Annotated in this window: 12 protein-coding genes; 10 read left to right on the forward strand and 2 right to left on the reverse strand. The window is 74.0% G+C overall.

What is annotated here, in order from left to right; all coding sequences use genetic code 11:
• Nucleotides 1-36 precede the first annotated feature (36 nt).
• The 5 genes from gmk (at nt 37) to ACZ62B_RS26200 (ending at nt 6,171) form a co-directional block, all read left to right on the forward strand.
• Nucleotides 37-594, forward strand: coding sequence for a guanylate kinase (gene gmk, locus ACZ62B_RS26180; protein WP_344560645.1), 558 nt, complete (start codon nt 37-39; stop codon nt 592-594).
• A 62-nt stretch (nt 595-656) separates the two neighbouring features.
• Nucleotides 657-929: a DNA-directed RNA polymerase subunit omega gene (rpoZ, locus tag ACZ62B_RS26185; protein ID WP_004933985.1), complete on the forward strand. Its 273-nt coding sequence runs from the start codon at nt 657-659 to the stop codon at nt 927-929.
• A 120-nt stretch (nt 930-1,049) separates the two neighbouring features.
• Nucleotides 1,050-2,252 carry a bifunctional phosphopantothenoylcysteine decarboxylase/phosphopantothenate--cysteine ligase CoaBC gene (gene coaBC, locus ACZ62B_RS26190; protein WP_344560646.1) on the forward strand — a complete coding sequence of 401 codons (1,203 nt, stop codon included), beginning with the start codon at nt 1,050-1,052 and terminating at the stop codon, nt 2,250-2,252.
• Between the two features lie 237 nt (nt 2,253-2,489).
• Nucleotides 2,490-3,698, forward strand: coding sequence for a methionine adenosyltransferase (metK, locus tag ACZ62B_RS26195; RefSeq protein WP_344560647.1), 1,209 nt, complete (start codon nt 2,490-2,492; stop codon nt 3,696-3,698).
• A 325-nt stretch (nt 3,699-4,023) separates the two neighbouring features.
• Nucleotides 4,024-6,171 (forward strand): primosomal protein N', encoded by a 2,148-nt coding sequence (locus tag ACZ62B_RS26200; protein WP_344560648.1) that lies wholly within the window; start codon nt 4,024-4,026, stop codon nt 6,169-6,171.
• Between the two features lie 181 nt (nt 6,172-6,352).
• Here ACZ62B_RS26200 and ACZ62B_RS26205 read toward each other — a convergent pair whose 3' ends face one another.
• Nucleotides 6,353-6,895, reverse strand: a complete 543-nt coding sequence (locus tag ACZ62B_RS26205; RefSeq protein WP_468720483.1) for a hypothetical protein — start codon at nt 6,893-6,895, stop codon at nt 6,353-6,355.
• Between the two features lie 333 nt (nt 6,896-7,228).
• On the opposite strand from ACZ62B_RS26205, the gene fmt reads away from it, so the two are divergent.
• Together fmt and ACZ62B_RS26215 are read left to right on the forward strand one after the other, a co-directional pair.
• Complete coding sequence (gene fmt / locus ACZ62B_RS26210) at nt 7,229-8,161, forward strand: methionyl-tRNA formyltransferase (protein ID WP_468720485.1); 933 nt, start codon at nt 7,229-7,231, stop codon at nt 8,159-8,161.
• Between the two features lie 67 nt (nt 8,162-8,228).
• Entirely contained in the window at nt 8,229-9,647 is a 1,419-nt protein-coding gene (locus ACZ62B_RS26215) for an RsmB/NOP family class I SAM-dependent RNA methyltransferase (RefSeq protein WP_344560651.1), read from the forward strand.
• Here ACZ62B_RS26215 and ACZ62B_RS26220 read toward each other — a convergent pair.
• Nucleotides 9,628-9,918 (reverse strand): hypothetical protein, encoded by a 291-nt coding sequence (locus tag ACZ62B_RS26220; protein WP_469692266.1) that lies wholly within the window; start codon nt 9,916-9,918, stop codon nt 9,628-9,630. The genes ACZ62B_RS26215 and ACZ62B_RS26220 overlap by 20 nt on opposite strands.
• Nucleotides 9,919-9,932: 14 nt before the next feature.
• On the opposite strand from ACZ62B_RS26220, the gene rpe reads away from it, so the two are divergent.
• From rpe to ACZ62B_RS26235, 3 genes are all read left to right on the forward strand, one after another.
• The gene (gene rpe / locus ACZ62B_RS26225; RefSeq protein ID WP_344560652.1) at nt 9,933-10,619 is read left to right on the forward strand and encodes a ribulose-phosphate 3-epimerase; all 687 of its coding nucleotides are present in this window, start codon (nt 9,933-9,935) and stop codon (nt 10,617-10,619) included.
• A 78-nt stretch (nt 10,620-10,697) separates the two neighbouring features.
• Nucleotides 10,698-11,741, forward strand: a complete 1,044-nt coding sequence (locus ACZ62B_RS26230; RefSeq protein ID WP_344560653.1) for a sugar-binding transcriptional regulator — start codon at nt 10,698-10,700, stop codon at nt 11,739-11,741.
• 508 nt (nt 11,742-12,249) lie between these two features.
• Complete coding sequence (locus tag ACZ62B_RS26235) at nt 12,250-13,692, forward strand: GuaB1 family IMP dehydrogenase-related protein (protein ID WP_344560727.1); 1,443 nt, start codon at nt 12,250-12,252, stop codon at nt 13,690-13,692.
• The last annotated feature ends 108 nt before the right edge of the window (nt 13,693-13,800 follow it).

Genomic DNA, 13,800 nt, shown 5'->3' on the forward strand with positions numbered 1-13,800 from the left:
TCCCGGACATCCCGTGATTGCTGGAATAATCGCTGCATGACTGAACGTCCGCGGCTGACCGTGCTCTCCGGCCCCTCCGGGGTCGGCAAGAGCACGGTCGTCGCCCATATGCGCAAGGAACACCCCGAGGTCTGGCTCTCGGTGTCGGCGACGACCCGCAAGCCCCGCCCCGGGGAGCAGCACGGAGTCCACTACTTCTTCGTCACCGACGAGGAGATGGACAAGCTGATCGCCAACGGCGAGCTGCTGGAGTGGGCCGAGTTCGCGGGCAACCGCTACGGCACTCCCCGCGCGGCGGTGCTGGAGCACCTGGAGGCGGGTGTGCCCGTGCTGCTGGAGATCGACCTCCAGGGCGCACGGCAGGTCCGTGAGTCCATGGCCGAGGGCCGGCTGGTGTTCCTGGCTCCTCCCTCCTGGGAGGAGCTCGTGCGCAGGCTCACGGGCCGGGGCACCGAGTCGCCCGAGGTCATCGAGCGCCGGCTGGAGGCCGCGAAGACCGAACTGGCCGCCGAGCCGGAGTTCGACACCACCCTGGTCAACACCTCCGTCGAGGACGTGGCCCGTGAGCTGCTAGCCTTGATGAACGTCGTGTGATCGTGAGCAATCGTTCACCGGTCGCGCCGACTGAATCTTTCCCATCCATCGGAAGGTAGAGCGTGTCCTCTTCCATCTCCGCGCCCGAGGGCATCATCAACCCGCCGATCGACGAGCTCCTCGAGGCCACGGACTCGAAGTACAGCCTCGTGATCTACGCGGCCAAGCGGGCCCGCCAGATCAACGCGTACTACTCGCAGCTCGGCGAGGGCCTGCTCGAGTACGTCGGTCCCCTCGTCGACACCCACGTCCACGAGAAGCCGCTCTCGATCGCCCTGCGCGAGATCAACGCGGGACTGCTGACCTCCGAGGCCGTCGAAGGCCCCGGTCAGTGATCGGTCGGTAAGTCGTACCAGCTGTTTGCAGCTGACTTTTCCACAGGCCCGGCAGCACGTTGCCGGGCCTGTGGTGTCTCATGGGGGTGGTCGCACATTTCCGAGGTCCGGGGAGAGACGGTGGACAAGCCGAAGGTCGTTCTGGGGGTCAGCGGCGGCATCGCCGCGTACAAGGCCTGTGAGCTGCTCAGGCGGCTGACGGAGTCGGGACACGACGTCCGGGTCGTCCCCACCGCCTCCGCACTGCACTTCGTCGGCGCCGCCACGTGGTCCGCGCTCTCCGGCAACCCGGTCTCCACCGAGGTCTGGGACGACGTCCACGAGGTGCCCCACGTCCGCATCGGGCAGCACGCCGACCTGGTGGTCGTCGCCCCCGCCACCGCGGACATGCTGGCCAAGGCGGCCCACGGCCTGGCGGACGACCTCCTCACCAACACCCTGCTCACCGCCCGCTGCCCGGTGGTCTTCGCCCCCGCCATGCACACCGAGATGTGGGAGCACCCGGCCACCCAGGAGAACGTGGCCACGCTGCGCCGCCGCGGCGCCGTCGTCGTGGAACCGGCCGTCGGCCGTCTCACCGGCGTCGACACCGGCAAGGGCCGGCTGCCCGACCCGGGGGAGATCTTCGAGGTCTGCCGCCGGGTGCTGGCCCGCGGCGTCACCGAGCCCGACCTCGAGGGCCGGCACGTCGTCGTCAGCGCCGGAGGCACCCGCGAGCCCCTCGACCCCGTCCGCTTCCTCGGCAACCGCTCCTCCGGCAAGCAGGGCTACGCCCTCGCCCGCACCGCCGCCGCCCGCGGCGCCCGCGTCACACTGATCGCGGCCAACACCGCCCTGCCCGACCCGGCGGGCGTGGACGTCGTCCGGGTCGGGACCGCCGTGGAGCTGCGCGAGGCCGTCCTCGGCGCCGCCACCGACGCGGACGCCGTGGTCATGGCCGCGGCCGTCGCCGACTTCCGGCCGGCCGCCTACGCCACCGGCAAGATCAAGAAGAAGGACGACCGGGAGCCGGAGCCCATCACCCTGGTACGGAATCCGGACATCCTCGCCGAGATCTCCGGCGACCGGGCGCGCGCCGGGCAGGTGATCGTCGGCTTCGCCGCGGAGACCGACGACGTGCTCGCCAACGGCCGCGCCAAGCTGAAGCGCAAGGGCTGCGATCTGCTGGTGGTGAACGAGGTGGGGGAGCGCAAGACCTTCGGCTCCGAGGAGAACGAGGCCGTGGTTCTGGGCACCGACGGCAGCGAGACCCCGGTCGCGCACGGACCGAAGGAAGCCCTGGCCGAAACCGTATGGGACCTGGTGGCCGAACGCCTCGGATGAGTGATTCATTTCGTCGTCCGGTTCCCGAAACCTCGTCCTTCGGGGCGTGGCGCCTCTGGCCAACCTCGCTCGGCATGGGCAGAATGCCCGTGCCGCAGGTCACAGCGCTCTCGCGAGACGAGACGGGGGGACCCGTGGCGAAGCGCGACCGATAAACTGTTCCACGGACGGCGTCGGGTGCAGCCCCCGCCGTCCGCCAATGATCAGCCAGCAGCCGCTGCAACCCCAGGGAGCGTTGTGTCCCGTCGTCTGTTCACCTCGGAGTCCGTGACCGAGGGTCACCCCGACAAGATCGCTGACCAGATCAGCGACACCATTCTCGACGCACTCCTCCGTGAGGACCCGACCTCCCGGGTCGCCGTCGAGACCCTGATCACCACCGGCCTGGTGCACGTGGCCGGCGAGGTCACCACCAAGACGTACGCGGACATCGCGACGCTGGTGCGCAACAAGATCCTGGAGATCGGCTACGACTCCTCGAAGAAGGGCTTCGACGGCGCCTCCTGCGGCGTCTCGGTGTCCATCGGCGCGCAGTCCCCGGACATCGCGCAGGGCGTCGACGCCGCCTACGAGGCCCGCGTCGAGGGTGACGAGGACGAGCTGGACCGGCAGGGCGCCGGCGACCAGGGCCTGATGTTCGGCTACGCGACGGACGAGACGCCGACGCTGATGCCGCTGCCGGTCTTCCTCGCGCACCGCCTGTCCAAGCGCCTGTCCGACGTGCGCAAGAACGGGACCATCCCCTACCTGCGCCCGGACGGCAAGACCCAGGTCACCATCGAGTACGACGGCGACAAGGCGGTCCGCCTGGACACCGTGGTCGTCTCCTCGCAGCACGCCTCCGACATCGACCTGGAGTCGCTGCTGGCCCCGGACATCCGCGAGTTCGTCGTGGAGCCGGAGCTGAAGGCGCTGCTGGACGAGGGCATCAAGCTCGACACCGAGAACTACCGGCTGCTGGTGAACCCGACCGGCCGCTTCGAGATCGGCGGCCCGATGGGTGACGCCGGTCTGACCGGCCGCAAGATCATCATCGACACCTACGGCGGCATGGCCCGCCACGGCGGCGGCGCCTTCTCCGGCAAGGATCCGTCCAAGGTGGACCGCTCGGCCGCGTACGCGATGCGCTGGGTCGCCAAGAACGTGGTGGCGGCCGGCCTGGCCGCCCGCTGCGAGGTCCAGGTGGCGTACGCCATCGGCAAGGCGGAGCCGGTCGGCCTGTTCGTCGAGACCTTCGGCACCGCCAAGGTCGAGACCGAGAAGATCGAGCGGGCCATCGACGAGGTCTTCGACCTCCGCCCGGCCGCGATCATCCGCGACCTCGACCTGCTGCGCCCGATCTACGCCCAGACCGCCGCCTACGGTCACTTCGGCCGTGAGCTGCCCGACTTCACCTGGGAGCGCACCGACCGCGTGGACGCCCTGCGCAAGGCGGCGGGGCTGTAGGCCCGGCCACCCCGCGTCTCCCCGAGGCCCGGCGCCCCTTCCGAGGGGCCGCCGGGCCTCGGCGCGTACGGAGCCGCTGCGCCGTGAATCCCCGCGCACACCGCGGGGGAGAGCCCTACGCTGTGAGCGCGGCGACGTCACGGCCCGGTGCGAAGGGCACGGATACTTCCGGGTGACAACCCTCGCAGGTTCGAATCCTGCTGCCGGTCCCCGACCGGTATGGCCGAGCGGCCCAAGGCAGAAGCGCCCTCGGGCGTTCGTGATCCGTACCCGGCTCGACCTCGGGCCGGCGTCGCTGTCAGTGGCGTTTGGTAAGAATGCAGGCGTGAGCAGCGAGAACGGACCGTCGGACGGCGACGCGGAGGGCGCGCCGCCCGAGCAGCTCGCGCTCATCCGGGAGAGCGTGCGCAAGGCCAGGACGCCCCGGGCCAAACCGCGCACCTGGCGCGGCGCGGCGCTCGCCAAGGAGCTGCCCGTCGCCCGGGTCCTCGTCGACAAGGGCGTGCTCCACCTCGACCGCTACTTCGACTACGCCGTGCCCGCGGAGCTGGACGCCGACGCGCAGCCGGGGGTGCGGGTGCGGGTGCGGTTCGGGGCCGGACGGCACCGGGTGCGCGAGGGACGGCGCGAGGGCGGCGGGCTGATCGACGGCTTCCTCGTCGAGCGGCTCGCCGAGTCCGACTACTCGGGGCCCCTGGCGGCTCTGGCGCAGGTCGTCTCGCCCGAACCGGTGCTGGACGAGGAACTGCTGGGCCTCGCCCGCGCGGTCGCCGACCGGTACGCGGGCAGCCTCGCCGACGTCCTCCAGCTCGCCGTGCCGCCGCGCAACGCCCGCGCCGAGCAGCGGCCCTCGCCCGACCCGCTGCCGCCGCCCCCGGCGCCCGCCCCCGGCTCCTGGGAGCGCTACGAGCAGGGGCCCGCCTTCCTGGAGGCACTGGCCTCGGGAGGCGCCCCACGGGCCGTGTGGAACGCGCTGCCGGGGCCGCGGTGGAGCGAGGAACTGGCCCGGGCCGTCGCCGCGACCCTGGCCTCCGGGCGCGGCGCGCTGGTCGTCCTGCCGGACGGAAGGGCCGTGGCTCGCGCCGACGCGGCGCTCACCGAACTGCTGGGGGAGGGACGGCACGCGGTCCTCACCGCCGACGCCGGGCCGGAGAAGCGGTACGCGCGGTGGCTCGCCGTGCGGCGGGGCTCCGTACGGGCCGTCATCGGGACGCGGGCGGCGATGTTCGCGCCGGTGCGGGACCTCGGACTGGTCGCGGTCTGGGACGACGGAGACGACAGCCACAGCGAGCAGCACGCCCCGCAGCCCCATGCCCGCGAGGTGCTGCTGCTGCGGGCGGCGCAGGACAGGTGCGGCTTCCTGCTGGGCAGCCGGCACTGCACCGTGGAGGCCGCCCAGCTCGTGGAGACCGGCTGGGCCCGGCCGCTGGTCGCCGGGAGGGAGCGGGTGCGGGCCGCCGCGCCGCTGGTGCGGACCGTGGGGGACGGGGACCTCGCGCGTGACGAGGCCGCCCGCGCGGCGCGGCTGCCGAGCCTCGCCTGGCAGGCCGCCAGGGAGGGGCTGCGGCACGGGCCGGTGCTCGTGCAGGTGCCCCGCCGTGGATACGTGCCGCGGATGGCGTGCGCCGGCTGCCGGGCCCCCGCGCGGTGCCGGCACTGCTCCGGGCCGCTGCAGGCACAGGGGTCCGACGATCTGCGGTGCGAGTGGTGCGGGCGCGAGGAGAGCGGCTGGCACTGCCCCGAGTGCGGCGGGTTCCGGTTGCGGGCCCAGGTGGTCGGGGCGCGGCGGACCGCCGAGGAGCTGGGCCGCGCCTTCCCCGCGGTCCCGGTGCGCACCTCCGGGCGCGAGCACGTGCTGGACACGGTGCCGGGGACGCCCGCGCTGGTGGTGAGCACCCCCGGCGCGGAGCCGGTGGCGGAGGGCGGATACGCGGCGGCGCTGCTGCTGGACGGGTGGGCCATGCTGGGCCGGCCCGACCTGCGGGCCGGGGAGGACGCGTTGCGCCGCTGGATCGGCGCGGCGGCGCTGGTCCGGCCGCAGTCCGAGGGCGGCACGGTGGTCGTGGTCGCCGAGCCGACCCTGCGGCCCGTGCAGGCGCTGGTCCGGTGGGACCCGGTCGGGCACGCGGTACGGGAACTGGCCGAGCGGGGCGAACTGGGATTCCCGCCGGTGTCCCGGATGGCGGCGGTGTCGGGGCCCGGCGAGGCGGTGGCCGAGTTCCTCCGCGCGGTGGAGCTGCCCGCGCGGGCGGAGATCCTGGGCCCGGTGCCCCTGCCGGTCACCCCGGCGGGCCGTCCGCGCCGGCCGGGCGCACCGCCCCCCGGCGAACACTGGGACCGGGCACTGGTCCGGGTGCCTCCCGGCAACGGCGCCGCGCTGACCGCCGCGCTGAAGTCCGCCCAGGCGGCACGCATGGCCCGAGGCGGGAACACGCCCGTATGGGTCCGCGTCGACCCCCCGGACATCGGCTGAGGGCGTCGGTGGAGCCCGCCGGGATGTGCCGCGCTCTCCTGGGGGCGTTCGGGAGGGCCGGGAGCATGCCCGTATGGGTTCGTCTCGTCCCTCCGGGTATCGGTCGAGGGCGTCGGGACGTGCCGCGCCCTCCCGGGGCGGTGCGTCCGGGAGGGCGCGGGGCGGTGCGGCGAGCGAGGGCTCAGCCGTTGCGGGGGGAGGGTAAGGCCGTCGGGCGCGGGTCGTCGCGGAAGGACGGGCTGCCGGCCGTGGGCTGGGTCGGCATGGAGTGGGCCGCGGGGACCGTCGGCACTGTGGTGACGCCGGCGACCGCGTTCACCGTGCGCGTGCCCGACACCTCCGCGGCGGCCTCGCCGGCCGCCGACGCCTGGGCGGCGGCACGACGGGCGCCGTAGCGGCGGTGGACCGCCTGCTTGGTGACCCCGAGCGCCGAGCCCACGGCGTCCCACGAGAAGCCCAGGGAACGGTCGAAGTCCACGGCCGCCGTGACCAGGGTCTCGACACTGTCCCGCAGCTCCTGGGCGAGACGGACCGTGGGGGCGGGGGCGCGTCCGTAGACGACGAAGCCCGTGGAGGGGCCGGAGCGGCGCGGGCGGTAGACGTTGCCCAGCTGGGCGGTGAGCGTGCGCAACGCGTCCACCTGCCGGCGGACCCGCTCGATGTCCCGCACCAGCAAGTGCAGGCTGGCCCGAGCCTGGGCGTCGTGGGTTGCGTGGTCGGCCATGAACAAGCCTCTCGAACCGGCGTGAAAGGAATTGAGCCCGTGTCGGGGCCCGTGGTCAACTCTTCGCTGACCAACGCGGGAGCGCTCCGCGGGTCACGGGGTGGGGGCGTGGCGGCATATGCGTACGCCCCCGGCGGGGGTGTGTGCCTCGGCCTTCGGCCTCGGCGGGTCCTCCACCCGCGCACCACCCGTTTCCAGCCGGTCGAGAGGCGGACGTTCCCCGTGGGGCCGCGTCGCCGTCGGCGGCTTTCCCTTCGTGCGTCCCTGCGATGCGCGCCCCATAGACTGGTGCGCTGCCGTGTCCGTTCCCGCCCGAGAGGCCCCAAGCACCCCATGAAGCTCGTCTTCGCCGGTACCCCCGAGGTCGCCGTTCCCGCACTGGACGCTCTTCTCGCCTCCGGGCGGCACGAGGTGGCCGCCGTCGTCACGCGGCCCGACGCGCCCGCCGGGCGCGGGCGCAGGCTGGTCGCCTCTCCCGTCGCCGAGCGGGCGGAGGAGGCCGGGATCGAGGTGCTGAAGCCGGTGAAGCCCCGGGACCCCGAGTTCCTGGAGCGGCTCAAGGAGATCGCGCCGGACTGCTGCCCCGTCGTCGCCTACGGCGCCCTCCTCCCCGGGGCCGCCCTCGACATCCCCGCCCGGGGCTGGGTCAACCTGCACTTCTCGCTGCTGCCCGCCTGGCGCGGCGCCGCACCCGTGCAGCACGCCATCATGGCCGGCGACGAGATCACCGGCGCCGCCACCTTCCTCATCGAGGAGGGCCTCGACTCCGGGCCCGTCTACGGCACCGTCACCGAGGAGATCCGCCCCACCGACACCAGCGGCGACCTGCTCACCCGGCTCGCCTTCGCCGGCGCCGGATTGCTCGCCGCCACCATGGACGGCATCGAGGACGGCACCCTGAAGGCCGTACCGCAGCCCGCCGACGGCATCAGCCTCGCCCCCAAGGTCACCGTCGAGGACGCCCACGTCGACTGGGGCACCCCGGCGCTGCGCGTCGACCGCGTGGTGCGCGGCTGCACCCCCGCGCCCGGCGCCTGGACCACCTTCCGGGGCGAGCGGCTGAAGATCGTCCAGGCCGCCCCCGTACCGGACCTGACCGACCTCGCGCCCGGGCAGCTGTCCGCCGGCAAGAACAACGTGTACGTGGGCACCGGTTCGTACGCCGTGGAGCTGCTGTGGGTGCAGCCCCAGGGCAAGAAGCCGATGCGGGCGGCGGACTGGGCGCGCGGGGTGCGGATCGCCGCCGGGGAGACCGTCGGCGCCTGACGCCGCCGGGACCTCCACGACGTAGGCTGGACCGCGCACCCCACCCCACATCCGGAGCACCTTTTTCGTGAGCGACCAGCCCCGTCGGCCCCGTAAGCCCGCCAAGCCCTACCGCCGGCCCAAGAAGGACCCCGTCCGCATCCTCGCCTTCGAGGCCCTGCGGGCCGTCGACGAGCGGGACGCGTACGCCAACCTCGTCCTGCCCCCGCTGCTGCGCAAGGCGCGCGAGAACGGCGACTTCGACGCGCGCGACGCGGCGCTGGCCACCGAGCTGGTGTACGGCACGCTGCGCCGCCAGGGGACGTACGACGCGGTCGTCGCCGCCTGTGTCGACCGGCCGCTGCGCGAGGTGGACCCGCCGGTGCTGGACGTGCTGAACCTCGGCGCGCACCAGCTGCTGGGCACGCGCATCCCGACGCACGCCGCCGTGTCCGCCACGGTCGAACTGGCCCGGGTGGTGCTCGGCGACGGCCGCGCCAAGTTCGTCAACGCCGTGCTGCGCAAGATCGCGCAGGACGACCTCGACGGCTGGCTGGAGCGGGTCGCGCCGCCCTACGACGAGGACCCCGAGGACCACCTCGCCGTGGTGCACTCGCACCCCCGCTGGGTCGTCTCCGCGCTGTGGGACTCCCTCGGCGGCGGCCGCGCCGGCGTCGAGGAGCTGCTGCGGGCCGACAACGAGCGGCCCGAGGTGACCCTGGTCGCCCGTCCCGGACGGGCGACCACCGCAGAACTGCTCGACGAGGAGGCCGCCGTCGCCGGCCGCTGGTCGCCGTACGCGGTGCGGCTCACCGAGGGCGGGGAGCCGGGCGCCGTCCCGGCGGTCGCCCAGGGCCGGGCCGGCGTGCAGGACGAGGGCAGCCAGCTCGTCGCGCTCGCGCTCGCGAACGCGCCCGTCGAGGGCCCCGACCGGATGTGGCTGGACGGGTGCGCCGGACCGGGCGGGAAGGCCGCGCTGCTCGGCGCGCTCGCCGCCGAGCGGGGCGCCGTGCTGCTGGCCTCCGAGAAGCAGCCGCACCGGGCCGGCCTGGTGGCGAAGGCGCTCGCCGGGAACCCGGGGCCGTACCAGGTCGTCGCCGCGGACGGGACGCGCCCGCCGTGGCGGCCCGGCAGCTTCGACCGGGTGCTGGTCGACGTGCCGTGCACCGGCCTCGGCGCCCTGCGCCGCCGCCCCGAGGCGCGCTGGCGGCGCCGCCCGGAGGACCTGGACGGCTTCGCCCCCCTCCAGCGCGGGCTGCTGCGCACCGCCCTGGAGTCCGTACGGGTCGGCGGTGTCGTCGGCTACGCCACCTGCTCCCCGCACCTGGCCGAGACCCGGGCCGTGGTCGGCGACCTCCTCAAGCAGTTCCCGGACACCGACCTGATCGACGCCCGGCCGCTGCTGCCCGGCGTACCGGATCTCGGCGAGGGCCCCGACGTGCAGCTGTGGCCGCATCTGCACGGCACCGACGCGATGTACCTGGCCCTCATCCGCCGCACCGGCTGACGCCCGCCTCCGGCCGCCGCCCCCACGGGCCGCCCGGTACGGCCACCACACCTTCGGAGCCACGTCCGAAAACGTCCAGGAACAGGGACGTGACCAGCACCGACCGCACGGCGAAGGTGTCCGGGAGCACGCCCGGGCCGGCCGGGCCGAGGCCCCGGGCGGAGTTCGTCCCGGCGGTCGGCGGCCCCGGCGTGCCCGGTACGGCGGTCGTGCCGGGGGCGAGCGCCGCCGGGCCCGCGCGGGACCGGTGGGGGCAACCCCCGCGGGACATGGCACGCTTGGTGCATGGCCCCGCAGATCAGCCCCAGCATCCTGTCCGCCGACTTCGCCCGCCTCGCCGACGAGGCGAAGGCGGTCGAGGGAGCCGACTGGCTCCACGTCGACGTCATGGACAACCACTTCGTCCCGAACCTCACGCTCGGCGTGCCGGTCGTGGAGTCGCTCGCCCGTGCGACGGACACCCCGCTGGACTGCCATCTGATGATCGAGGCCCCCGACCGATGGGCTCCCCAGTACGTGGAGGCGGGGGCCGGTTCGGTCACCTTCCACGTCGAGGCGGCCACCGCGCCCGTGCGGCTCGCCCGGGAGATCCGCGCCAAGGGCGCCCGCGCCTCCATGGCGCTGCGGCCGGCGACCCCCATCGAGCCGTACGAGGATCTGCTCCCCGAGCTCGACATGCTGCTGATCATGACGGTTGAGCCCGGCTTCGGTGGGCAGGCGTTCCTCGACATCATGCTTCCGAAGATCCGCCGTACCCGCGAGCTGATCAGCAAGCACGGTCTGGAGCTCTGGCTCCAGGTCGACGGCGGGGTCTCGGCGTCCACCATCGAGCGGTGCGCCGACGCCGGCGCCGATGTCTTCGTCGCGGGCTCCGCCGTGTACGGGGCATCGGACCCGGCCGAGGCGGTACGTGCACTGCGCAACCAGGCGGAGGCCGCGACGGCCAAGGCGTCGTGGGCATGCGACCACTGAGCGTCAGGAACATGAACGGCGCCCGGGAGGGCTGATCGACCGCGCCGGATCTGCAAGGATGAACGGCGAATCCAGAGTGTGAACAGCAGTGAGGAGATCGCCGTGTCGGGTATGTCGGCGGGCCGGTCAGCCATGCGGATGGGACCCGCTGAGCTGGTGCAGGCGGCGGCCATGGCCCGCCGCTTCTACCTCGAGGGCAAATCCAAGATCCAGATCGCCGAGGAGTTCGGCGTCAGCCGCTTCAAGGTGGCCCGGGTCCTGGAGACCGCCCTCGAACGGGATCTCGTACGGATCGAGATCCGCGTGCCGGCCGAGCTGGACGCCGAGCGCTCCGACGCGCTCCGCGCCCGGTACGGCCTCAGGCACGCCGTCGTGGTCGAGTCCCCGGCCGAGGCCGAGGAGACACCCGACCCCGAGAACCTGGGAGAGGTGGCCGCCGACCTGCTCGGCGAGCTGGTCAACGAAGGGGATGTGCTGGGGCTGGCCTGGGGCCGGTCCACCATCCACATGGCGGCGGCCCTGGACCGGCTGCCGCCCTGCACGGTCGTGCAGCTCACGGGCGTGTACGACGCCGGGACCGCCGAGCGCGGCTCGGTGGAGGCCGTGCGCCGCGCCGCGCAGGTCTCGGGCGGCGACGCCCACCCCATCTACGCGCCGATGCTGCTGCCGGACGCGGCCACCGCGCAGGCGCTGCGCCACCAGACCGGGATCGCGCGGGCCTTCGAGTACTTCGACAAGGTCACCGTCGCCTGCGTCTCCATCGGCTCCTGGGAGCCGGGCATCTCCACGGTGCACGACATGCTCAGCGACGAGGAGCGGGCGCACTACGCCTCCCTCGGCGTCGCCGCGGAGATGTCGGCGCACCTCTTCGACGCGGAGGGGCGCCGGGTCGGCCGGGACCTGGGGGAGCGGTGCATCACGGTCAAGACCGACCAGCTGCGCCGGGTGCCCGAGGTCGTCGCGATCGCGGGCGGACAGCGCAAGGGGCCCGCGATCGACGCGGTCCTGCGCTCCGGTCTGGTCACCAGCCTGGTGACGGACACGTCGGCCGCGGACTACCTGATGACGGCGGGGACCACCCCGCGGTCCGCCCTCAACCGCGCGGACCCGGACGGCCCCTGACGGCGGGTGGGGCGGGGGCGGGCCCGGTGGCACCGGCCGCACGGTGCCGCGACAGGCCCCGCTCCACCGCCTCCCGGCGGCGGTGCCGAGACGTCGTACGACCTGACCGGCCGGCTCGTGGCCGCCCCGGACCCCGGACGGGGTCACCGGCCAGGCGGGTCCGGCCGCGACGGGGGCGCCCTCGTCGGCTCCCTCTCCGACCGCGCCGTCCGGCCCGGGGGCGCCGTGGAGCGCGGACCGCCGGCCGTCGTACGCGGCCGGCGGGCACATGGGACGGCGCGCCCCGCGGAGCGGCGGACCGCTCAGGACGTGTTCGCCGAGGCCGCGTGCCGGACACCGTCGCTCACCGCGGCCCGGTCCTTGGAGGATCCTCCGAGCAGGGCTCTGACCAGCCTGGATGATCCGCCCGGAGCGGGCGTTCCGGTCGTCATGGGACAATGAAGTACGTGCTCTTCCCCCTGGCTGACCTGTCCGGGGGCCACCTCTGATCGACTGGGATGTGCAGCACGTGCGTTTCCTCAACGACATCCAGCCCGCGTACGACCTGACGTACGACGACGTCTTCATGGTGCCCAGCCGCTCCGCGGTCGGCTCGCGGCAGGGCGTGGACCTCAGCTCGCCGGACGGCACCGGCACCACCATCCCGCTGGTCGTCGCGAACATGACCGCCATCGCCGGCCGCCGCATGGCCGAGACGGTGGCCCGGCGCGGGGGGCTCGTCGTCATCCCGCAGGACATCCCCATCGAGGTCGTCACCGAGGTCGTCTCCTGGGTCAAGGGCCGCCACCACGTCCTGGACACCCCGATCGTGCTGGCCCCGCACCAGACCGTCGCCGACGCGCTCGCCCTGCTGCCCAAGCGCGCCCACAACGCGGGCGTCGTCGTCGACGACGAGCACCGGCCGGTCGGCGTGGTCACCGACACCGACCTGTCCGGCGTGGACCGCTTCACCCAGCTCGAAGAGGTCATGTCCAAGGACCTGATCCTCATCGACGCGGACACGGACCCGCGCGAGGCCTTCAACACCCTCGACGCAGCCAACCGCCGCTACGCGCCCGCCGTGGACCAGGACGGCCGCCTGGCGGGCATCCTGACCCGCAAGGGCGCCCTGCGCGCCACCCTGTACACCCCGGCCACCGACGAGCGGGGCCGGCTCCGCATAGCCGCCGCCGTCGGCATCAACGGCGACGTGGCGGGCAAGGCCCGGCAGCTGCTGGACGCCGGAGTCGACACGCTCGTCATCGACACCGCGCACGGGCACCAGGAGTCGATGATCAGCGCGCTGAAGCTGGTCCGCGACCTCGACCCGCGGGTGCCGATCGTGGCCGGCAACGTCGTCGCCGCCGCGGGCGTCCGCGACCTGATCGAGGCCGGCGCCGACATCGTCAAGGTCGGCGTGGGCCCCGGCGCGATGTGCACCACCCGCATGATGACCGGCGTCGGCCGGCCGCAGTTCTCCGCCGTCCTGGAGTGCGCCGCCGAGGCGAGGAAGTACGGCAAGCACGTGTGGGCCGACGGCGGCGTCCGCCACCCGCGCGACGTGGCGATGGCGCTCGCCGCCGGCGCGTCCAACGTGATGATCGGCTCCTGGTTCGCCGGGACCCACGAGTCCCCGGGCGACCTCCAGCACGACGCGAACGGCCGCCCCTACAAGGAGTCCTTCGGCATGGCCTCCGCGCGTGCCGTGCGCAACCGCACCTCCGAGGAGTCGGCGTACGACCGCGCCCGCAAGGCGCTGTTCGAGGAGGGCATCTCCACCTCCCGCATGTTCCTCGACCCCACCCGGCCCGGCGTCGAGGACCTGATCGACTCGATCATCGCGGGCGTCCGCTCCTCCTGCACCTACGCCGGGGCCGGATCGCTCGAGGAGTTCGCCGAGAAGGCCGTCGTCGGCGTCCAGAGCGCCGCCGGCTACGCCGAGGGCAAGCCGCTGCACGCCAGCTGGAGCTGACGGCCCCTCACCCCCGCCCGGCCCCCGCCGACCCCGCCCCGGGATCGACGGGGGCCGGCGCGCAACGGTCGAAAGCCCCCGCGCAACGAACACCCGCGTCCCCGCCGG

The sequence above is a fragment of the Streptomyces sp. NPDC053426 genome (assembly GCF_055585405.1).